We start from the raw sequence: 20,390 nt of genomic DNA on the forward strand, positions 1-20,390 counted from the left end.
GGGGAGGGGACGGCGGCGGGGATGTTCAGCGCCGGGGCGCCGATGAGGCCCATCACGCCTCCCAGCACGCCCTCCAGGCCTCCGCTCTTGAGGATGTAGCCGTCAGCGCCGGAGTTCTTCACCTTCGCTTCCAGCTCCTGCTCGGAGATGTCCGAGTAGAGGACGAGCTTGGAGGTGACGCCCTTCACCGTGCGGAGGTACTCGACGACGTCGTCGCCGAACATCTCCGGCATGTTCACGTCCATGAGGATGAGCGCGAACGGGCCCTCGGTGAGCTTCTGGTTGAGCGTAGCCAGGTCCGGCGCGCCAATGGCCTCATAGCCGGCGGCCGTCAGGGCCCGGACGGTAAGCTCCAGAAGCATCGGGCTGTCGTCAATGACCAGTACGCGGGACATCGTCCTCCTCAAGGGCTGCCAGCGCACAACCCTACACCTTTGGGTCACGATGGACCATCGAAACGGAGAGCAGGCGGCCGGTCCATCACCGGACGATGGACCCTTGACCCTCTTTATCCTGGTCTCGGATACTTCGCTGCCTTGACCCCGAACTCCTCCCCCCTCCAACGCGCCTTGCGCATGGCGCCAGACCGCACGGTGGCCGCCCAGGCCCGGCCGGAGCTGGAATTCTTCTGCTTCCGCGTGGGCGAGCTGCGCTTTGGCGTGCCCAGTGAGAACGTGCTCGAGGTGCTGCGCGCCGGGCTGCTCACGCCTCTGCCGCGCACGCCGTCCTTCATCCTGGGCGTCACCGGCCACCGCGGACAGGTGCTGCCCGTGGTGGACATGCTGCGCTTCCTCAGCAAGGGCGAGGCGCGCATCGGTCCGCGCACCCGCATCTTCGTGGGCGTCAGCGGCAACTACGTCTCCGGCGTGGTGGCGGACGTCGTGCTCGGCCTGCGCCGCATCCCCGTGGCGGACATCGTGCCGCCGCCCCTGGGCGGTGATCAGGCCGCGGAGCACCTGCTGGGCGTGGTGCATGGGTCGGGCCCGGCGGATGGCCTCAACCTGCTCAACTTCTCCAAGCTCCTTCAGACGGCCCGTCAGCGCGCGGTGGTGCGATGAGCGGCGACGTCTTCCTGGATGAGGAAGCCCCCGAGCAGGAACGGGTCCTGGGAGAGGTGGACGTCCTCTTCTTCCAAATTGGTGATTCGGAGTACGGCACGGACGCGTCGTCCGTGCTGCGCATCGACCGGGCGCTCCCGGACGACCTGACCGTGCGCGACCTGGGACTGCCCCACAGGGGGCACCGCGCGCTCGTGTTCGACACCCCCGAGGGCGAGGGCCACCTGAAGGTGGACGCCGTCAACGGGGTGCGCACCATCCCCGTCGCCGGGCTGCGCCGCATGCCGGCCGCCGCCTCGGCGGCTTCGTATGCGGTGGGCATCTGCCTGGATGAAGAGGCGGGCCGTCCCGTGTTGCTCATTGATTTGGCGGAAACCTTGAAGACGCAAGGAAGGCACTGACACACATGTCCCTGGAGAGCCCCAACGAGAAGCCCGCGAAGTCCCGCGGCGCGAGGAAGTCCCCGGGCGTGAAGGCCGGCGCGGAGTCCGTCATCGCCAACACCGTGACGGATCCGCTCAAGCCCTTCACCGACACGCTGATGGCGGTGCTGGCCGGCAACCTGAACGCGCGAGTGCCGCAGGACCGCGTGCAGGCGGACGCCACCGGCTTCGGCCACCTGCTCAACCAGGTGCTGGAGCAGTTCTCCTCCGCCGAACACCGCAAGCAGGTGGCGGCCCAGGAGATCGATCAGGCGCTCGACTCGCTCATCATCCTGGTGCGTGAAGGCGACCTGTCGCGCTGGAACACGTCCACCGAAGACCCCCAGCTCGGGCCCCTGCTGGAGGGCTTCGGCAAGGTCATCGAGACGCTGCGCATCTTCGTGCGGGAGATCAACGAGGCCGCGCTGCGGCTGTCGTCCTCCGCCAACCAGGTGCTGGCGGCGTCCACGCAGCATGAGACGTCCTCCACCGAGCAGGCCGCGGCCATCCACGAGACGACCGCGACCATGGAGGAGCTGAAGCACGCGTCCGCGCAGATCGCGGAGAACGCGGGCAGCGTGGCGCGCGTGGCGGAGGAGACGCTGGGCGCGGCCCGCGCGGGCCGTGGCGCCATTGGCGAGTTCATCCAGGCCATGCAGCAGATCCGCAGCGACGGCGTCGCGGTGGCGGACTCCATCTCCAAGCTGTCCAAGCGCGTGGAGCGCATTGGCACGGTGGTGGAGGTGATTGACGAGATCGCGGACCGCTCCGACCTGCTGGCGCTCAACGCGGCGCTGGAAGGCAGCCGCGCGGGCGAGGCGGGCAAGGGCTTCTCCATCGTCGCGGCGGAGATGCGCCGGCTGGCGGAGAACGTCCTGGAGTCCACCAAGGAGATCAAGAACCTGATCACCGAGATCCGCGAGGCCACGCAGGCCGCCGCGGGCGCCGCGGACGCGTCCAAGCACGCCACGGAGTCCGGCGAGAAGCTGGGCGCGGTGGCGGCGCAGGCCGTGGAAGGCATCCTCTCCGGTGTGCAGGAGACGAGCGACGCGGCCCGGGTCATCAACCTGGCGACCCAGCAGCAGCGCACGGCCACCGAGCAGGTGGTGGCGTCCATGGCGGAGATTGAAGACGTGACGCGCCAGACGACGCAGGCGTCGAAGCAGGCCACCGGGGCCGCCGCCGAGCTCACCCAGCTCGCGGCCCGGCTCGCCGAGCTCATCAAGCGTTTCAAGGCCGACTAGCAGGCGTTCTCCTGAGGGGAGAAAAGGGGACGAGGGGCGTGCATAGCGCCCTGACGCCCGCGACCCATGGACACCGAGGCCCTCAAGAAATCCCTCCTGAAGAAGTTCCAGGAGGTCACGGCCGACCGACTCCAGAAGATCCAACTGGGAGTCATCGACCTGGAGAAGGAGACCGCGGAGCAGGCCGCGGAGGACGTCGCGCGCGAACTGCACACGATGAAGGGCGAGGCCCGCATGTTGGGCCTGGCCGCCATCGGGCAGCTCGCGCACGCCGCCGAGGACGTCCTGCGCGCCGAGCGCGAAGGCAAGACCGCCACCGAGACGGCCACGGACGTCATGCTCCGTGCCTGCGACGTGCTGTCGGACCTCATCGAGGACCTGGACGCGGCCCACACCGGCTCGTCCGCCACCGAGGAGATGGTGAAGGCGCTGTCGGACGTGTCCGGCCACCCCGTGCCCGCGCTGGGCCCGGTGCGCAAGCCCTCCGCCGCGCCGCCCAAGCCCGCGGTGCAGGCTCCGGTGGCGCCTCCCGCCGCCATGGTGCAGGCCCCCGTGCCTGCTCCGGCGCCCGCGCAGGCCACGCCCCGTGCGGCGGAACCTGTCGTCGTGGCCGCGCCCGCTCCGGCCGCGAAGGAGGAGGAGGCTCCGAACACCGCGAAGAGCAACTCCATCGCGGACCGCAGCATCCGCGTGAACGTGGAGGTGCTGGACTCGCTGGGCCTGCTCGCCGGCGACCTGCTGGTGGAGAGCGCGCGCGGCCGGCTTCGCAGCACGGAGACGGCGCAGCTCTTCGAGCGCTTCAGCCGCCTGGGCGACCGCTTCCTGCGCATCTCCGAGGAGGTGGACGTCCCGGACGTCATCCGCACGGAGCTGGAGCGCGCGGAGGCGGACCTGCACATGCTGCGCGACGACGCGTTCCGCTTCGTGCGCCGCAACGGGGACGGCATCAACACGCTGCACGGCAACCTGGCCCAGCTGGCGGACCACGTGGCCGAGGCGCGCCTGGTGCCGCTGTCCACCGTGTTCGACGCGTTCCCTCGCGCGGTGCGCGACATCGCGAAGACGCAGAACAAGGAAGTGGACCTGATCATCGAGAACGCCGACATCGGCGTGGACCGGTCCATGCTGGCGGACGTGCGCGACGCGCTGGTGCACCTCCTGCGCAACGCCGTGGACCACGGCCTGGAGTCCTCGGACTTCCGCCAGCAGATGGGCAAGCCCGACACGGGCCGCATCCGCATCCGCGTGCGCGTGGACGGCGACATGCTCCACATCGAGGTGGAGGACGACGGCCGGGGCATGGACACCGAGCGGCTCAAGCAGGTGGCCATCAACAAGCGCCTGCTGTCACCGGTGCAGGCCGCCGCGCTGTCGGAGCGCGAGGCCATCGAGCTCATCTTCCGCCCCGGCTTCTCCACGCGCGAACAGGTCAGTGAGCTGTCCGGCCGCGGCGTGGGCATGGACGTGGTGAAGCGCAAGGTGGAGACGCTGGGCGGGTCCGTGGGCGTGCAGAGCCGCCAGGGCCGCGGCACCACCATCACGCTGCGCCTGCCTCAGTCGCTGGCCCTCATGAAGGTGCTGCTGGTGCGCCTGGGCGACGACGTCTACGGCATGCCCGCCGCGGACGTGGTGGCCGTCATGCGCATCAAGCCGGATGACCGCATGGAGGTGTTCGGCACGCTGGCGGTGCGGCACCGGGGCAAGCCCACGGCGCTCGTGGCGCTGGGGCCGCTGTTGGGCCTCAACGGCGGCAACCGCTTCGACAAGCCCCCCGCGGTGGTGGTGCGCCACGGCGACGACTACGCCGCGCTGGTGGTGGACGGCTTCGTGGACGAGCGCGAGGTGGCGGTGAAGCCCTGCGGCGGCGAGTTCCTCAAGGGCGCGCCGTTCATCGCGGGCACGGCGGCGCTGGAGGACGGGCGCATCGCGGTGCTGCTGCACGTGCCGGACATCATGACGGAGGTGCGCCGCATGGCCCGCCCCGTCACCCAGGCGCCCGCCAGCCGCCGGCTGCGCGTGCTCCTGGTGGACGACTCGCCCATCGCGCGTGCGACGGAAGGCGCGCTCGTCAAGGCGCTGGGCCACTCCGTGGAGGAGGCCCAGGACGGCGAGGAGGCGTACGTGAAGGTGCAGAACAACACGTACGACCTCATCCTCACCGACGTGCAGATGCCGAAGCTGGACGGCTTCTCCCTCACGCGGCGGCTGAAGGGCACGCCCGCCGTGGCGCGCATCCCGGTCATCATCCTGTCGTCGCTCGCGTCGCCGGAGGACAAGCGGCGCGGCCTGGATGCGGGCGCGGATGCGTACCTGGTGAAGGGCGAGCTGGGGGTGGAGATCCTGGCGCAGTCCATCGATAGGCTGACCTGAGGAGCCTCTCGTGGGTGGCGGCACGGCGGTGATGGGACTGGCGTTCCGGGTACTCCTGGTGGGGCGGGGCCTGCGCGGGCTGGTGCGCGGGCTCTTCGAGGGCGAGTCCCTGGTCGCCGTGGGCCCGCCAGAGGCGGACTTCGTGGGCGCGGAAGCGGTGGTGCGCAGGCACTTCCCGGACGTGCTCCTGGTGGACCTGGTGTCGTCGGAGGCGCTGGGCGCCATCGAGCGCATCATGGCCCAGCGCCCCACGCCCATCCTGGCGCTGCACCCGGGCGTGCTCACCGGCCAGCAGGCGTTCCAGGCGCTGGCCATGGGCGCGCTGGACGTGATGGACCGGCCCATGACTCCGGGGCCGGACTTCTGGCACGCGGTGAACCGCAAGCTGGTGATGCTGGCGCAGGTGAAGGGCGTGCGCTCGCCGCCTTCCTCGCCCAAGGCCAAACAGCCGGTGCAGGAGGGGCCCACCGCGCCGTTTCCCCTGGTGGCGCTGGCTGCCTCGCTGGGCGGGCCGAAGGCCGTCGCCTCCGTGCTGCGGATGATTCCGCGGGGCTTCCCCGCGCCCATCGCCTACTGTCAACACATCAGCCAGGGCTTCACGGAAGGTCTGGCGCACTGGCTTTCCACGGAGACGGCGCTGCGCGTGGTCGAGGCGACGCATGACGCGTGGATGGAGCCGGGCACGGTGTACATCGCCCCTTCGGGAGGACATCTGCTGGTGAAGCCGGACGGCCGTCTGGAACTGGATACAGGACCTGCCCTGCGGGGCTTCCGGCCCTCGTGTGACATGCTGCTCACTTCGGCCGGGGAGTCTTTCGGCCGGCGGTGCATTGGCGTCATCCTGACGGGCATGGGCCGCGACGGCGCCAGGGGGTTGAAGGAGATTCGCGAGCGGGGCGGGCGCACCATCGCGCAGGACGAGGCCACGTGCGTCGTCTACGGCATGCCTCGCGAGGCCGTGCTCCTGGGCGCGGCGCAGCAGGTGCTGCCGCTGGACGTCATCGCGCCGACGCTCGTCCAGTGGGTGGACGCGTGCTGAACGTGGGCAACAAGGTGCTCCAGCAGCTGGCCGCGCTCCTCCTGGAACGCGCGGGGCTGAAGATCACCCTGGATGGCTACCACAGCCTGCGGCTCGCCCTGTCCACGCGCATGCCCGTGCTGGGGCTGAGCGACCCTGAGAAGTACCTGCAGAAGCTGATGAGCGTGAGCGGCGAGGAGGAGCTGCGCGCGCTCTTGCCGCTGGTGACGGTGGGGCACACGGAGTTCTTCCGCGACGCGAAGCAGTTCCGCGCGCTGGAGCAGAGCGTGCTGCCGGAGCTGCTCGCGCGGGCCCGGCGCGAGATGCGCAAGGTGACCATCTGGTCCGCGGGCTGCGCCACCGGCGAGGAGCCCTACAGCCTGGCGCTGGTGATGGCGGAGCTGGGGGCGCTCGCGGTGGAGGTGGACCTGTGGGCCACCGACCTGAACCTGGCCGCGGTGGAGGCCGCGCGGCAGGGGCGCTTCACCACGCGTCGCGCGATGGCCATTGGACCGGAGCGGCTCAAGCGCTTCTTCCGGCCCGTGGAGGACGGCTACGAGGCGTCTCCCATCCTGCGCGAGTACATCCGCTTCGACGGTCAGAACCTGGCCGTGCCGGTGTTCGACAAGGTGGCGCCCGCGTCGTTGGACCTCATCCTCTGCCGCAACGTCATCATCTACTTCGACCTGCCCACCATCCGCGCGCTGATGGACCGCTTCCTCGCGGCGCTGCGTCCGGGCGGGCTGCTCTTCCTGGGGTACTCGGAGAGCCTGTTCAAGGTCTATGACCGCTTCGAGATGATCGAAGTGGACGGTGCGTTCGTGTACCGGCGCCCCTTGGGCGAGCGCCCCCGTCCGCCGCCGCCGCTGGCGCCCATGGCGTCGGAGCTCCGGCCGGGCAGCCCGGAGTCCTTCGCCGTGGAGCTGCGCCAGCGGATGCAGGCCAGCGCGGAGACCGCGGCCAGGCTGCGCACCGACGCGGCGGGTGCCAAGGCTCCGGACGCGCCCGTGCGCAGGCCCACCCTGGAGATGCCCGCGTTGGGCGCGCTGGCGGGGCGCCGCACCGGGGAGTTCCCCGCCGTCCGCCCGGAACCGGCCCGCACCGGGGAGTTCCCCGCCATCAAGGAGGATCCGACCCGTCCCGGAGAGCCTCCGCGCCGGACCGCGACGACTGGTTCCTTCGCGGCGGTGCGCGTGGATCCGCCCGCGTCCCGGCCGCTGACGGAAGCGGTGCCCGCGCGCCCCAGCGGTTCGTGGCCGCAGCTGCTGCCGCCCGCGGAGCGCTTGAACATGGCCGTGCGCAAGATGGCGCAGGGAGACTTCCCTGGCGCCATCGACGGCGTGAAGCGCCTGCTGGTGGACGAGCCCTCCGACCTGGACGCGCTCCTGACGCTGGGCAACCTGTACTCGCTCACCGGCCGCATCGACGAGGCGCGCGAAACCTTCGGTCAGGCGCTCCAGCGCGAGCCGCTGTGCGTGGAGGCGCGCGTCTTCGGCGGGGTGGCGGCGATGCAGGCGGGGAGCCTGACCGAGGCTCGCTCCGAGCTGGCCAAGGCCCTGTTCCTGGAGCCCACGCTGGCCATTGGCCACTACCTGCTGGCCCAGGTACAGGAGCGCACGCAGGACTTCGAGGCGGCCCGGCGCAGCTACCGCAACGCCGTTGCTCAGCTGAAGTATCCGCAGCGCCCGTTGGCGGGGCACTACCCGGAGATGCTCGACTCCGCGGAGGCCATCTCCCGCGCGGCCCGCTATGCGCTGGCCGCGCTGGAGGAGCAGCCGGGCTGAAAGCAGCACAGCCCGGCGCACGGCGGAACGACGTCAGTCCAGGTTGCCCTTCACCTGATCCAGGCTCTTGGACGGATCCAGCACCGCGCCGAACTTCTTCTGGATGTACGTCTTGGCCTGGCTGCGCAGCAGCATTCCGGGGTCGGTGCCCTCGCCGGAGATGGCCTTGTCCGTGATGACGAAGCTGGCGTCCAGGTTGATGCCCATCACCTTGCCGACGAGCTTCGCGCCCTCGTCGCCCTGCCAGTCGGACTTCACGCCGTACTTGGAGCCCCAGTAGTGGAGGAGCTGCTCGACGCGCTTCTTGACCTCGTCCTTGGGAAGGTTGTGGGGGACCTCGAACTTCATCGTGCCCATGGCTGACTCCTGATTCATTCCGCGAAAGCGGGTGCGTCCGTCCGGTTTAGTGACCCCGGGCCGGAAAGTGAACCGCCGTCTTCAGGGGGATGTCCACCGGCGGCCTACCGGGCTGTCTTCCGGCGGGACTTCTTTACATTCGCGGGAGCCTCGGGCTGCTCGGCCGTGGCGCCCCATCGCTCCAGGTACGGGTCCAGGTCGAACTTCTCCGCGGTGCGGAGCGAGCTCATGGGCCGCACCTTCCCAATCACCGCGCGCTCCTGGAAGGGCCGGTCGTGCAGCCCCAGGACCCACATGAAGTTGGAGACGCTCGCCGGGTCGCGTCCGTCCACCGCGTAGGTGTCGTTGAGCCGCGCGATGCGGGCCAGCGCTTCTTCTGGCGTGGGGCTCCACTCGAGGATCTTCTTCCCCCAGAGCATGCGCAGGTAGTTGTGGATCCGCCCTCGCTCCCGCAGCTCGCGCTGGGCCGCGTTCCAGAGCGCGTCCTGCGTGCGGCCCTGATCCAGATCCTCGAAGGAGTAGAGATGCGGGCGCGGATCCTTCCGGTGGCGTGAGAGCGTTTCGCGCGCCCAGCCAGGCAGGGAGTCCGTGCTCAGCTGCTTCGGGCCGGGCGTGTGGAAGCAGTAGTTGAAGCCCAGCTCGCGGCGCACGAGCAGCTCCTCCACGAAGGACTGCACGGAGGGGTGGTCCTTGCCCTTCGCCGCGATGGCCGCGCGCGCTGCCTCGCCGGGGAAGAGGTTGCCCCAATGGAAGTAGGGCGACAGGTTGGACTGCTGGCCCAGGCCTGGATCATTCCGGCCGGTGTCGTAGCCCTCCAGCCGCTCGTGGAGGAATGCATCCAGCGCCTTGAGGCCTGCCTTGCGTCCACCGCGCTCGGAGACGGGCTTCACGGAATGATCCAACGCGAACGTGTCCAGCTCGGCGCGGGCCTTCACGGCGTCGGAGAGCTCGAAGTCCGGTTGCAGCTTCGCGCCCGACACGCGGGGCTTTCGCTGGGGCAGCGTGCGCTCCAGGTACTCCGGCCACAGCTTGCGCAGCTTGGGGCGCAGCGCGTACGCGCCCACCTGGGCCGCGGGGATGCGCTGCATGGGCACCACGCAGGAGGCGTCCACGGCGATGAGCGGCACCCGCAGCGCCTTCGCCGCGCCGCGCAGGTGGCCCGGGATGATGTACGTGGGGAACAGGTCCGACACGACGGCCGCCGCGCGCCGGCCCAGGCTCGCGAGCCGCGGCTTGTGCTCCTTCTTCGTGCGCGGCAGCTCCAGCCAGTACTGCAGGCCGCGCGCGGCGCAGCCCTTCGCCATGTCCGCCATGCCCTCCAGGGCCCACGCGTGGAGCCGCTCCGATGCGTAGGGGTAGTCCGGGCGGATGGCCTGGTAGACGACGACGGGCAGGCCCAGGTGGTTGCCCAGCGCGATGGCGGCGTCCAGCGCGTGGTTCTCCTCCCACCGATGGTTCACCATGCACCAGTAGAGGACGAAGTCGCGCTGACCAGGAGGGAAGGGGGCTTCGTTCACCGCCTGCACGCGGGCGGAGTCGACGCCGAGTTCGGACCACGAGATGCCTTCGGGCATGGGCGCGCGAGAATCTTCGACACGCGGCGGAAAACCAACACGCGCGCACCGGTTGTGGTTTTCTGCCGGACGGCCGGACCCAAGGAGCGCCTCGCGTGTCACACCGTCGAATCTGGAACCTCCCTGTCACCGTCCTCGCGGTCGCGCTGATGTTGCCGGGCCTCGCACTCGCGCAGGCGGGTGGCACGGGCGTCTATCCGGCACCGCAGCCGCCGCCTCCGCCCGCGCCGGGCATGTACCCGGCGCCGTCCTCGCAGGCCGAGCCCCAGGCGGAAGAGCCGCGGCCCGTGTCGGCCTCCAGCGACGCTGACGGGCAGATGCCTCCCTCGCGGCCGTCGAACATCGACGCGTATCCGCCGTCCACGCAGACGAACCCGGATGACGTGCCTCCCCGCGCGAGCGACGCGCCGCTCGCGCCGCCGGATCCGGACCGCCTGCGCACCGAGCCTCAGGCGCCGTTGACGGAAGGCACGCGCGAGGTTCGCCCGGAGTCCATCCGCGACGAGACCGCGACGGCCGCCTCGCGACTCCGCCCTCCGCCGGAGGACAACGGCGTGTTCCTGGACGGCCAGCGCCGCCGGGGGCCGTTCCTGTCCGGTCCCGGCAGCACGCGCTTCGTGCTGCACCACACGGCCCTGGGCGCGTTGGGCGGCTTCTTCACGCAGGCGTTCAACAAGGAGTTCAACTTCGACCGCAGCTCGCGCGAGTCCATGCTCGCGGGCACCCTCATTGGCGCGGGCCTGGGCTTCGGCGCTTCCGCGTGGTGGCAGTTCAACAACTGGGTGGACACGCCCATGGCGAACTTCACCATCCTCAACTCGGGGATCGGCGGCATGTTCCTCGCGGGCTTCATGGACCTCATCACCCAGGACGCGGGCGTGCTCACCTGGGCCGGGTTCCTGGGCGCGGAGCTGGGCGCGTGGCTGACGGCGGGCATCGGGGGCGGGCAGTTGCCGCTCTCGGACGGCCTGCTGGTGGCGTCCGGCGCGGGCTGGGCGGCGGCGTACAGCGCGCTGTTCCTCGCCATCGTGCACTTCTCCGGCACGGCCATCTCCGGCAAGACGTGGAAGGACCTGCTGCTCATCTCCCCGGGAGTGGGCGCGGGCGTGCTGGCCCTGGCGACCATGCGCTACAACCCCACGGCGTCGCAGATTCTGCGTGCGGACCTCTTTGGCGGCGGTGTGGGCGCGGCGGTGCTGCTCATCTCCGGCCTGGTGCTGGGCGGCTTCAACCAGTCCACCCCCTACGTGCTGTCCTTCCTGGGCTCCGCGGGCGCCATCACCACCGTGAGCCTGTTGTGGGAAGAGAGCGTGGACCGGTCCTCCCTGCGCAGCGCCAAGGACCGGCCCTACAAGAACGTCTGGTGGTAGACGGCCAGGCGGACGGGCGAGCAGGCGTGATGGCACGCGGGGATGGGCGGCATCACCTTTCCCCGGTATGGCGCGCGTCCTTCCGTTCTCGGCCCTCCTGACCTCGCTGGGCTCCTCGCTGGAGCCCGGTGACGGTCCTCCTCGCGGCAACGCGGCCCCATTGCCCACGCATGTGCGGCCCCTGCTGGAGGCCGCGAACCCGAGCGCCGAGCTTCGCCGGTTGCGCGACTCGGGCGGGCTGTTGAAGGACGCACGTCCCGCCCTCTACGTGGTGGAGCTGCACGGCCCCGCGGGCCGCTTCTCCGGCCCACCCGTGCGCTACCTGCTGTGCGCGCTGACGCCGGACGCGGTGCCGTCGCTGGAGCAGGACCCGTACCGGCCCCGCGCGTGGGAGGTGGAGCCCGCCGTCACCCTGGTGGCGGATGACCACGGCGCCCTCCGCGCCCTCCTGGCCGAAGCCGCCGAGCGCGGCATCTCCGTCTGGAAGGGGCTGTACGACGGCAGCCCGGTGTCGCTTTTGCGCATCGAACCGTCCCCGGTGTCCAAGCGCCTGCAGGCGGTGCTGGACGAGGCGCCCATGCGGCCCCTGGCGGCCCTGAGCGAGCAGGGCCAGACCTTGGCCGCGGTGGTGCCGCTGTCCGAGCCGGGCCTGGAGCTGTGCCCCATCCACCGTGCCCTGAAGGGCGTGGAGACGTTCCAGGAGGACACCTTCCTCACCCTGGTGGCCGCGTACGCGCGCGTGACGGAGCTGGACGCGCCCCTCACCACGCCGCAGGGACTCTCCGCGGCGCGCGAGCGCCTGGCCACGCTGGTGCCCGGACAGCACGCCGTGCTGCTGGTTCTGCCGGGAGGCCGGGGCCGCATCCTGCGCTTCCGTCAGGGCCTGGACCTGGCGCACCTGAAGGGCGCGCCTCGAAACCCCACGCTGCGCAGCCTGGACCTGGCGCTGCTCAACGCGTTGGTGCTGCGCACGGTGCTGGGCATCCAGGAGCCGGAGGCGTCCGGACATCCACAGGTGTTCCCGGTGCACGGCCTGGGCGCGCTGGTGGCGGGCGTGGAGGCCGGCACGTTCCAGGCGGGCTTCGCGCTCAACCCTCCGCCGGTGTGGGAGGTGAGGGCGGTGATGGAGGCCCAGGCCACGTTGCCTCCGCGCACCCTGCGCGTGGAGCCGCGCGTGCCCGCGGGGTTGCTCTTCATGGATCCCGAAGCCTGACGGCCTCCTGTGTGCGTGCGCTGACCGGCACCGCGCAGGACTGGCCATGGTGGGCTGACACACCCACACGCCTTTCGCTTCACCCCGGGTGCGGCGGGGCAGGGTAGACTCCTCGGCCTCGGGGCGGGGTCCGGCCGCTCCGTCTTTGCGAAGGCAGGGTGTGATGCGCGTGGACTTCCGCCGCGCCGTGCAATGGCGACTCCGGGCCCGGATGGCCGCGGGCTTGAGCGGCTGGGGCGTGGCGCTGCTGCTGCTCATGGGCACCCGCGTGCTGGCGCAGACGCAGGCGGACCGGCTCTATCTGAGCTACGGCCTCTCCGGCGGCGGCTCGCTGGAAGCGGGAGGCGCCCGCATCAAGGAGCGGCGGACCCTGGAGCTGCGCGTGCCGCTGCCGCCACTCGTCCTGGGGCGCACGTACCTGCTGCCGTCGGTGGGCTACGAGACGCGGTGGATGGGCGCGGACGTGCCCGCCGTGCGCGATGACGCGGTGGATCGGCAGTTCCACCGCATCCAGTTGGGGCTCACGGTCGTCCGGCCCCTGGTGCCGCGCTGGCTGCTCGTCACGGGCGTGATGGCCAGCACCCGCACGGACTTCCAGTCCTCCTTCGACATGGCGCTGGACACGTCGTGGGTGGCGTTCGCGATGGCCAACTACCAGTTCGAGGACACGCCGGGGCTCGGGGTGACGTTCGGAGTGGTGGCGCTGTGGCCGTTCGACAAGCTGCCGGTGGTGCCCATGCTGAGCCTGACCTACAACCGGGGCCCGTACGTCCTGGAGGTGGGCCTGCCCCGGCTCACGCTGCTGCGCAAGCTGGGCGACACGGTGGAGCTGGGGCTGGTGGGCGCGCTGGACATGCAGGTGCTCCGCACCCGCTTCGACCCGGAGCTCCGGGCGCTGAACGCCAGCTACCTGCGCGAGACGCAGGTCCGCGTGGGCCCCACCGTGAACGTCCACCTGGGCCGCGACCTCTGGCTGAGCTCGTCGGTGGGCCTGTCGCTGATCAACGACTACGCGCTGCTGGACCGCCAGCGCGAAAGCCTGAACGTCCGCGGGCTGGACATGGGGCCCGCTCCGTACGCGCGCGTTGTCCTGGGCTGGCGGCCCGGACGGCCCCAGGCGAAGGCGAAGAGCCCGCGCCCGGCGCCCTGAGCACCGCGGAGCGGACCTACTGTCCCTCCGGGACGTCCGTGGCCTGCGGCGCCTCTTGTTTCGGCGCCTCATTCCTCGGGGGCTCTTCTGGGAGGGCGTCCTCCAGGAAGGGAGGGGGCGCCTGGGCCAGGAAGCGCTCCAGGTCCTCCCGCGCCGCTTCCGCCCGGGCGTCGCCATGCTGGGCGTAGCACGCGGCGCGCTCCATCAACAGGTCGCGGTTCCATGGGAAATGCGGCTCCAGGGGAGCGAGCCCCTCCACGCACATCGCCATGCCTCCCGCCGCGACCGCGAGCCTCGCGCGGACCAGCTTCCGCCGCTCCGTGGCCGCGCTGGCCGCGAAGGGCTGCTCGAGCGTCACGTAGAGCCGCCGGGCCAACTCCGGAGAGCGCTGGCCCACCCGGACCGCGGCGCCCAGCGCCGTGCGCGTCAGCTCCCGCGTCGGCCATGGATCCTCTCGCAGGGCCGTGAACGCGCGCTCGAGCAACGCCGTGGCGGGAGCATCCTGCTTCTGGGACTCCAGGTGCAGGGCCTCCAGGAAGTCCGCTTCGACGGGGAGGATCGCCCTCAAGGCCTGCACGGCCTCGAGCGCCTTGGGGTTGCGGGTCATCACCAGCGCGCGTGCCACCAGGTACTGCTCCAGGGGGCCGCGGGGCTCCCGCTTCATGCGCGTCCAGTGCCTCAGCGCCACGGCGTCCTGGCCCGCCAGCGCGGCGTCGACGAAGGCCTTGTAGGGACGGGCCTGTTCGGACACCTGCCCAGGGAGCGTGGTCCCCAGCCACAACCGCAGCTCTTCCACGCGCCCCCAGTCCGGGCTTCCCCCCGTGAACGCCAGCCGGTCCACCCCGAGCCGCCGCGACAGGCGGCCCATGTCCGCGGTGGAGAAGGAGATGGATTGGCCCAGGCCGCGCGCGAAGGCGAACTCCATGGAGGACAGATCGTCCGTGTTGATCATGTTCGCGCCGCGCTCCGCCGCCAGCTTCGCCAGCCCTGCGTTCGCGATGAAGTGCGCGAGCACGCCCTCCAGTTCGTCCGTCCGCCACACGGCGGACAGCGCGGTGCGGAAGGGCTCCTTTGCAATGCGGGCGCGCAGCGCTTGCAGCTCGAGTGACTGCGGCTTCGTGGAGGCGATGAGCAGCAGGTCTCCGGACTGCGTCTGCCAGGTGTCCACCTCCGCGAACTCAGAGACGAGCGTGGCGTAGGCGCTCTGGACGGTGAGGGAATCCACTTCGTAGGCCTGGAGCCACTGCAGGAACAGGCCTCCCTCGGACAACCGCTGCTTCGCCGCCTGGTAGAACTCGCGCGTGAAGAGGCTGGAGATGCCGGCGCGGTACGGGTTGGAGGGCTCGGAGAAGATGATGTCGTAGCGCTGGCGGGTGGTGAGCAGCACCTCGCGTGCGTCGCCGAAGACGGTGTGCACCTTCGGGTTGTTCATCACGTCCGCGTTCACGGAGTGGCTGCGGCGCGCGACCTCCAGGATGGCGGGCTCGATTTCGACCACGTCCACGCGCTCCATCTCCGGGACCCGGCCCAGCCAGCCCGCGGTGCTGCCCGTGCCCAGCCCGATGACGAGCGACGTGCGCGGCGCCGGGTGCAGGATCGCGCCGACGAGGCCCGCCATGACCTGGGTGGTCGCGTCGCCAATGGCGTTGCCGTCCACCTTACCGTTGACGATGAAGTGCAGGGCGTCGTCATCCCCCAGCGCGACGCTGCTCTCCACGCCCTCGTGTTCCCAGGCGATGGCGGCCCGGCTGGTGCGCAGGAACCCGTCGATCCGCTGGTTGTTGGCGTTCTCCAACCCCGTCCGGCCCGCGCCCACGCCGGAGTGGCGCCACGCGGCGGTGGGCCCCTGCGCGGTGAGCAGCAGCACGGCGAGCGCGGTGGCCAGCACCGGCGCCACCAGGGCGCTGCGTTGGCGCTCCCGCTGGAAGGAGAGGAGGGCGGCGCCCAGGCCCAGCGCCGCGAGGAGTCCGGACACGGCCTGCCACGTCACCGGCGCGGTGAGCAGCGGAATCACCCCGAAGCCGCCCGCGAGCGAGCCCACGATGGAGCCGCCCGTGTTCCACGCGTACACCTGGCCCACCTGCCGGCCCGCGTCCTGCCTGCCCCGCCCGATGAGGGCGAGCAGCAGCGGGAACTGCACGCCGGACACGAACGCGGCGGGCAACACCACGATGGAGGTGATGAACGTCCAGCCCAGCGCCATTCCCGCCAGGCCCATGCCGCCCAGAGGGCGCAGCAGCGCGGCGAGGATGGCCAGCCGGTCCCCCAGCGCGAACGGCAGCGCCATCAGCACGGCCTCCGCGGCGCACGTGAGCGCGAAGCCCTGGAGCGTGGCCGGGCGGTGGCGGAAGAAGACGGTGTAGGCGGTGCCGCCCAACCCGATGCCCAGCAGCGCCAGGGCGAGGATGAGCCCGAAGGTGAAGGTCGTACCGCCCAGGAGCGGTCCCAGCATCCGGTACCAGACCAGCTCCATCAGCAGGAAGGCGAAGCCCACCACGGCCGCGGCCACGAGCACGAAGCCCTGGGGCGGCAGCGCGCTCGCGTTGGCCACGGGCCCGGTGGCGGGCGCCGCCTCGGCGGGCACGGGCGTGGCCGGAGCGTCGGACTCCATCGAACGGCTCACGGAGCGCGCGGTGATGGCCACGAGCGCGTTGAGCAGGCAGGCGCACCAGAGCGTGGAGCGGTTGCCCAGCACCTCCAGCAGCAGGAACGTGGACGCCACCGCGCCCGTCACGGCGCCCAGCGTGTTGATGCCATAGAGCAGGGCGAGGTCGCGGCGGTGCGGATCCGCGTCGGAGAGCACCGCGCGCGCGGCGGCCGGGAGCGTGCCGCCCATGAGCACCGTGGGCACCGCGAGCACCAGCAGCGACAGCACCAGCCGCACGACGGTGCCCAGGCCCAGGCCCATCACCGGCGTGCCGCCCAGGGCGACGTAGATGGCGCGCACCGCCTCCACGAGGAAGGGGCTCAGCGCGGCGCTCGCGGCGATGAGCAGCTCCAGGTTCGCGTAGAAGCCCAGCGGCCGCGCCTGCCGGTCCGCCCGAGCGCCCAGGAGCGCGCTGCCCAGACCCAACCCCGCCATGAAGATGGCGAGCACCGCGGCCGAAGCGGCGGTCGAGGCCCCGAAGATGAGGCGGAACTCCCGCACCCACACGGTCTGGTAGACCAGCGCGCAAAGCCCCGAACCGAAGAGGAGGGGAGCCACCCTCCAGACGCGTGCGTTCATCGAACCCTCGGGGAGCCGGCGCCCGTCCTCTTCATGACGGGTCGCGGCTCCCTGCCGGGTCCTAGTATCTCGTACGAGTTGTCCGGCTGAAAACAGTGAAGCGGGGCCTGCCTGCCCCTACGGCGCCGGTTTCGCGCGCTCGGCGGCCTGGCGCTCCTGGCGGCACCAGGCGAGCTGCTCCTGGAGGGTGGCCAGGGGCACGGCCAGCTCCAGCTTGAAGGACGAGCCGTCCGGCCGGACCTTCGCGAAGTCCAGGAGCTGCGCCAGGTCGTCCTTGCCGTCCGCCTGCGCCTTCATGCGCGCCATGGACAGCGCGCCGCCCAGGGACTTGCCCAGGTCCGTCATCTTCTCCGCGTCCAGGCCCGTCACGTTGGCCACCATGGCCACGTCGCCGCTGGTGTCCAGGTGAAGCTCCACGTTCTGGGCCACGTCCGTCAGCCGCCGCGCCAGCTCCTCCTGGCCCGGCCCCAGCAGCTTCGCCAGGGTCTCCACCGCCAGCACGCCGTACATCTCGCCGTAGGTGCTGTTCTCATCCAGGAGCGGCGCGCCTTCCTCCTGGCCGCGCCCATCCATGCGATCCAACACCGTCTTCACGGAGTCCGGCGACTTGCCGAACACCAGCATCTGGTTGTTCCAGGTGCCCACCGCGCTGTCCATGCGCCCGCGCTGCGTGCCGCCGTCCGGCAGGGCGAAGGTCGTGTCCCCCGGCTCGTACACGCGCGCGCCCGGGCCGTGGTCGGACGCCACGCGCTCGCCCAGGAGCTCCTGGTACTTCGCCTTGCTGAAGTCGCCGGAGAGGATGACGCCCTCGTCGGTGACGACCAGCCGGTCCAGGTCCTGCAGCGGATCCACGCCGCTCAGCGCCTTGAACTGCTCCAGGTTCTTGCCGCCGTCTCGCAGGAGGCAGTCCATGAGCAGCTCGCCCACGGGCGAGTAGCGGAGCGCGTTCGCCTCGATGACCACCGCCGTGCGGCCCGGGCCGCGGGGCAGCGCCGCGAGCAGCGGGTCCCTCGGCTTCGCTGGCGCGGCCACGCCCGCGTCCACCACGGCGGGCATCACCCAGGTGCGCCGCTTCTCCGCGCGCTCCAGGTCCGTGCCCCGCATGCGCCGGGGGAACTCCACGTCCGGAGCTTCCGCTGCCGGCTTGTCGCCCTGGCCCGTGAACATCAGGACCGCGCCTCCGGCGAACAACAGCAGCGCCCCCACCAGCCACACCCTCCTGCGCCCGCGCGAATCCATGGTTCAGCAGTCCTTTCCTTCGAAGTGCCAGAAGCCCACGGAGAGGGCCCCCAATGCGAACACCAGCACGCCGCCCAGCAGCATGCCCAGCGAACCCTTCTCCAGCGGCGTGGAGCTGGCCAGGTCCGCCGCGCGCGACGCCAGCGCGGACAGCCGGGGCAGCACCAGCGTCACCGCGTCGAACGCCGTGCGGCCGAAGCCCGACTCCAGGTAGCGCGACACGTCCGCGCGGAAGCCCGCGAGGATGCCGCCCACCAGCAGCACGAAGCCCGCCGCCGAGCACAGTGCCGCGCTGCGCACCAGCGTCGCCGTGGTGAGCATCACCGCGTACACCGCCGCGAACCCCACGCACGCCAGGCCCCCGGCGATGAGCGGCCCCACCGTCCAGTACCCCGTCTTCACCCCGAAGATGAGCGTCAGCCCGCCCGCGGCGTACACCGTGCCGCCCAGGGCCAGCGTCATCACCCCCAGGAACGTGCCGGCCAGCAGGTGCCAGCGCTGCAGGGGCAGGGAGAGCAGGTGCTCGATGCGGCCGGGAGACAGGAGCCCCGGCGCGAAGTCCGAGCACGCGACGATGCCGAAGAGGATGCCGCCGTAGAACACCAGGTACGCCGCCGCGCGGTACATGGGCCGCAGCGCCACGTCCACGGACATGATGTTGGAGCGCATCACCTCGCCGAACAGGCGCGTCGCCGCGAGCGCTCCGTCCACGACCTCCAGCTTGAGGCTGAGCGCCACGGTGGCCAGCACCAGCGTGAGCCCCACCATGAAGGCCATGATGAACTTGCGAGACGCCGCCTCGCGCAGCACGTAGCCGGCGATGACGAAGACAGGGCTCTTCACGCCGCCACCCCCGGCCCGCCCACGGCGCCCAGGAGCACCGCCTCCAGGTCCGCGCCCTCGCGCTTGAGCTCCATCAGCAGCGCGCCCGAGGCCCGCGCCCGGTCCAGCGCCGCGTTGAGCACCGCCACGTCCGCCGCTTCCACCGTGTACACGCCGTCCTCCCTGCCACCGACCATGGGCGCCACGCCCGCCCGCGCGTCACCGCCCACCACCGCGCCAGTCCTTCCACCCCGCGCTGGATCCGCCACGGCCATGAAGCCCGCCGCCGTCAGCGCCTGCGTATCCGCGCCGGGCGCGAAGCGCACGCGCCAGCGGGCCCCCGCCTTCGCCAACTCCTCCAGCCTGCCTTCGCGCAGCACGCGCCCGTCCGCGAGGATGGCCACGCGGTCGCACACGCGTTCCGTCTCCGCCAGCAGGTGCGAGTTGAGGAACAGCGTCACGCCCTTCCGGACCTCCTCCTGCAGGATGCGGCGCACCTCCAGCCGGCCCATGGGATCGATTCCGTCCGTGGGCTCGTCCAGCACGAGCAGCGCCGGGTCTCCCAACAGCGCCGCCGCCAGTCCCAGCCGCTGCCGCATGCCCTTGGAGTAGCCGCCGATGCGCCGGTCCACCGCGTCTGAAAGCCCCACGCGCTCCAGCAGTCGCGCGTGCGCGGCTGCGTCGACCTTGAGCCCCTTGAGCCGCGCCACGGTGGCCAGGAACGCGGGCGACTTCCACGTGCCGGGCAGGTGCAGCCGCTCCGGCAGGTAGCCGATGCGCGCGCGGATGGCGGGATCCTCCGGGGACCCGCCCAGCACGCGCACCGTGCCCGCGGTGGGCCGGACGATGCCGAGCACGCTCTTGATGAAGGTCGTCTTGCCCGCGCCGTTGGGGCCAATCAGCCCGAAGGCGCTGCCCGCCGGGACGTGGAGGTCCATGCCCCGGAGGGCTTCATGGCCGCCGCGTCCGAACGCTCGGCGATACGTTTTTCGCAGGCCCTGCACTTCAAGGGCGGGAGGAGGAGTCGTCACGGTTACGACTGTAGACGACCCGCTGGGCGGATGATTGCACCCGCATGGAAACCAGTGCCCTCGGGGGAGGGACGGGCGGCCCTGCATGCGGGTTGCCCCTCCGCGTTCCCCTGTTCGCGCCGCTGGGAAAGTCATTGCGCACCCGGAGAGCGCGTGGCGCGACGCGACACCTCGTCTTTCCCGGGCGTTGCACTCCTGGGAGTTCCAACGGTGCCCCTGGTCCAGACCCTGCAATGCCAGTCATCGACCCGCGGGACGAAACGCCAACCCTCGCGGACACACCACACGGGAGACATGGGCATGACGTGGGCAAACGGGACCGAGCAGCAGCTTCAGGACGCGCGCCGTGAGCTGGAGGCCGCCGAGCGGGAGCTGAACACCGGGACCGAGGCGGCGCGGGTGCGCTACGCCCGGGCGCTGTACGAGGCGGACCTGGCCGGGCGGCGGGCCGACCGCATGGCGCGCGATTCCCGCCGCCAGCAGCTGACCTGGCGCCCCGTCGCCGGCTGAGC

At 71.3% G+C, this 20,390-nt stretch carries 17 protein-coding genes; 10 read left to right on the forward strand and 7 right to left on the reverse strand.

The features are described 5' to 3' along the window. Window positions 1-395, reverse strand: a 395-nt coding sequence (locus D7Y11_RS19180; protein WP_148139215.1) for a response regulator, incomplete at its 3' end; no start/stop codon positions are given. Between the two features lie 180 nt (window positions 396-575). Between D7Y11_RS19180 and D7Y11_RS19185 the strand changes: the two genes are divergently transcribed. The 6 genes from D7Y11_RS19185 (at window position 576) to D7Y11_RS19210 (ending at window position 7,896) form a co-directional block, all read left to right on the forward strand. Further along, on the forward strand, window positions 576-1,058 hold the full coding sequence (locus D7Y11_RS19185) for a chemotaxis protein CheW (RefSeq protein ID WP_120575526.1): 483 nt from the start codon (window positions 576-578) through the stop codon (window positions 1,056-1,058). Further along, entirely contained in the window at window positions 1,055-1,459 is a 405-nt protein-coding gene (locus D7Y11_RS19190; RefSeq protein WP_120575525.1) for a Frizzy aggregation protein FrzB, read from the forward strand. The genes D7Y11_RS19185 and D7Y11_RS19190 overlap by 4 nt, the downstream gene beginning before the upstream one ends. 5 nt (window positions 1,460-1,464) lie before the next feature. Continuing rightward, a complete protein-coding gene (locus D7Y11_RS19195) occupies window positions 1,465-2,724 on the forward strand; it encodes a methyl-accepting chemotaxis protein (protein WP_121752707.1) in 1,260 nt (419 codons plus the stop codon). Window positions 2,725-2,790: 66 nt separating this feature from the next. Further along, window positions 2,791-5,094 carry a hybrid sensor histidine kinase/response regulator gene (locus D7Y11_RS19200; protein WP_121752706.1) on the forward strand — a complete coding sequence of 768 codons (2,304 nt, stop codon included), beginning with the start codon at window positions 2,791-2,793 and terminating at the stop codon, window positions 5,092-5,094. Window positions 5,095-5,131: 37 nt separating this feature from the next. Next, on the forward strand, window positions 5,132-6,133 hold the full coding sequence (locus D7Y11_RS19205) for a chemotaxis protein CheB (RefSeq protein ID WP_120575537.1): 1,002 nt from the start codon (window positions 5,132-5,134) through the stop codon (window positions 6,131-6,133). After that, window positions 6,127-7,896 carry a CheR family methyltransferase gene (locus D7Y11_RS19210; protein WP_120575536.1) on the forward strand — a complete coding sequence of 590 codons (1,770 nt, stop codon included), beginning with the start codon at window positions 6,127-6,129 and terminating at the stop codon, window positions 7,894-7,896. The genes D7Y11_RS19205 and D7Y11_RS19210 overlap by 7 nt, the downstream gene beginning before the upstream one ends. Window positions 7,897-7,929: 33 nt before the next feature. Here D7Y11_RS19210 and D7Y11_RS19215 read toward each other — a convergent pair whose 3' ends face one another. Together D7Y11_RS19215 and D7Y11_RS19220 are read right to left on the reverse strand one after the other, a co-directional pair. Continuing rightward, the gene (locus D7Y11_RS19215) at window positions 7,930-8,253 is read right to left on the reverse strand and encodes a polyhydroxyalkanoic acid system family protein (RefSeq protein ID WP_120575522.1); all 324 of its coding nucleotides are present in this window, start codon (window positions 8,251-8,253) and stop codon (window positions 7,930-7,932) included. A 104-nt stretch (window positions 8,254-8,357) separates the two neighbouring features. Next, the gene (locus D7Y11_RS19220) at window positions 8,358-9,827 is read right to left on the reverse strand and encodes a deoxyribodipyrimidine photo-lyase (RefSeq protein ID WP_126934401.1); all 1,470 of its coding nucleotides are present in this window, start codon (window positions 9,825-9,827) and stop codon (window positions 8,358-8,360) included. A 95-nt stretch (window positions 9,828-9,922) separates the two neighbouring features. Between D7Y11_RS19220 and D7Y11_RS19225 the strand changes: the two genes are divergently transcribed. The 3 genes from D7Y11_RS19225 (at window position 9,923) to D7Y11_RS19235 (ending at window position 13,560) form a co-directional block, all read left to right on the forward strand. After that, window positions 9,923-11,197 (forward strand): hypothetical protein, encoded by a 1,275-nt coding sequence (locus D7Y11_RS19225; RefSeq protein ID WP_199753748.1) that lies wholly within the window; start codon window positions 9,923-9,925, stop codon window positions 11,195-11,197. A gap of 67 nt (window positions 11,198-11,264) precedes the next feature. Further along, window positions 11,265-12,410 (forward strand): DUF1015 family protein, encoded by a 1,146-nt coding sequence (locus D7Y11_RS19230; RefSeq protein WP_126934402.1) that lies wholly within the window; start codon window positions 11,265-11,267, stop codon window positions 12,408-12,410. 163 nt (window positions 12,411-12,573) lie between these two features. Next, window positions 12,574-13,560, forward strand: a complete 987-nt coding sequence (locus tag D7Y11_RS19235) for a DUF6268 family outer membrane beta-barrel protein (protein WP_126934403.1) — start codon at window positions 12,574-12,576, stop codon at window positions 13,558-13,560. 16 nt (window positions 13,561-13,576) lie between these two features. Here D7Y11_RS19235 and D7Y11_RS19240 read toward each other — a convergent pair whose 3' ends face one another. From D7Y11_RS19240 to D7Y11_RS19255, 4 genes are all read right to left on the reverse strand, one after another. Beyond that, a complete protein-coding gene (locus tag D7Y11_RS19240; protein WP_126934404.1) occupies window positions 13,577-16,786 on the reverse strand; it encodes a fused MFS/spermidine synthase in 3,210 nt (1,069 codons plus the stop codon). Between the two features lie 117 nt (window positions 16,787-16,903). Next, window positions 16,904-18,025, reverse strand: a complete 1,122-nt coding sequence (locus D7Y11_RS19245) for a hypothetical protein (protein WP_120575516.1) — start codon at window positions 18,023-18,025, stop codon at window positions 16,904-16,906. A 3-nt stretch (window positions 18,026-18,028) separates the two neighbouring features. Beyond that, window positions 18,029-18,802, reverse strand: a complete 774-nt coding sequence (locus tag D7Y11_RS19250) for a hypothetical protein (protein WP_233607335.1) — start codon at window positions 18,800-18,802, stop codon at window positions 18,029-18,031. 62 nt (window positions 18,803-18,864) lie between these two features. Next, on the reverse strand, window positions 18,865-19,785 hold the full coding sequence (locus tag D7Y11_RS19255; RefSeq protein ID WP_233604915.1) for an ABC transporter ATP-binding protein: 921 nt from the start codon (window positions 19,783-19,785) through the stop codon (window positions 18,865-18,867). A 393-nt stretch (window positions 19,786-20,178) separates the two neighbouring features. On the opposite strand from D7Y11_RS19255, the gene D7Y11_RS19260 reads away from it, so the two are divergent. After that, entirely contained in the window at window positions 20,179-20,388 is a 210-nt protein-coding gene (locus tag D7Y11_RS19260) for a hypothetical protein (protein ID WP_120563278.1), read from the forward strand. The last annotated feature ends 2 nt before the right edge of the window (window positions 20,389-20,390 follow it).

Origin of the sequence: Corallococcus sp. AB018, from assembly GCF_003986945.1 — a bacterium.
GTDB classification, from domain to species: Bacteria; Myxococcota; Myxococcia; order Myxococcales; family Myxococcaceae; genus Corallococcus; species Corallococcus exiguus.

Coding starts and splice junctions, on each gene's coding strand:
- D7Y11_RS19255 (WP_233604915.1), bottom strand. CDS start 19,785: ATGGACCTCCACGTCCCGGCGGGCAGCGCCTTCGGGCTGATTGGCCCC.
- D7Y11_RS19260 (WP_120563278.1), top strand. CDS start 20,179: ATGACGTGGGCAAACGGGACCGAGCAGCAGCTTCAGGACGCGCGCCGT.
- D7Y11_RS19235 (WP_126934403.1), top strand. CDS start 12,574: ATGCGCGTGGACTTCCGCCGCGCCGTGCAATGGCGACTCCGGGCCCGG.
- D7Y11_RS19190 (WP_120575525.1), top strand. CDS start 1,055: ATGAGCGGCGACGTCTTCCTGGATGAGGAAGCCCCCGAGCAGGAACGG.
- D7Y11_RS19195 (WP_121752707.1), top strand. CDS start 1,465: ATGTCCCTGGAGAGCCCCAACGAGAAGCCCGCGAAGTCCCGCGGCGCG.
- D7Y11_RS19185 (WP_120575526.1), top strand. CDS start 576: ATGGCGCCAGACCGCACGGTGGCCGCCCAGGCCCGGCCGGAGCTGGAA.
- D7Y11_RS19245 (WP_120575516.1), bottom strand. CDS start 18,025: ATGGATTCGCGCGGGCGCAGGAGGGTGTGGCTGGTGGGGGCGCTGCTG.
- D7Y11_RS19220 (WP_126934401.1), bottom strand. CDS start 9,827: ATGCCCGAAGGCATCTCGTGGTCCGAACTCGGCGTCGACTCCGCCCGC.
- D7Y11_RS19250 (WP_233607335.1), bottom strand. CDS start 18,802: ATGGCCTTCATGGTGGGGCTCACGCTGGTGCTGGCCACCGTGGCGCTC.
- D7Y11_RS19230 (WP_126934402.1), top strand. CDS start 11,265: ATGGCGCGCGTCCTTCCGTTCTCGGCCCTCCTGACCTCGCTGGGCTCC.
- D7Y11_RS19240 (WP_126934404.1), bottom strand. CDS start 16,786: ATGAACGCACGCGTCTGGAGGGTGGCTCCCCTCCTCTTCGGTTCGGGG.
- D7Y11_RS19200 (WP_121752706.1), top strand. CDS start 2,791: ATGGACACCGAGGCCCTCAAGAAATCCCTCCTGAAGAAGTTCCAGGAG.
- D7Y11_RS19215 (WP_120575522.1), bottom strand. CDS start 8,253: ATGGGCACGATGAAGTTCGAGGTCCCCCACAACCTTCCCAAGGACGAG.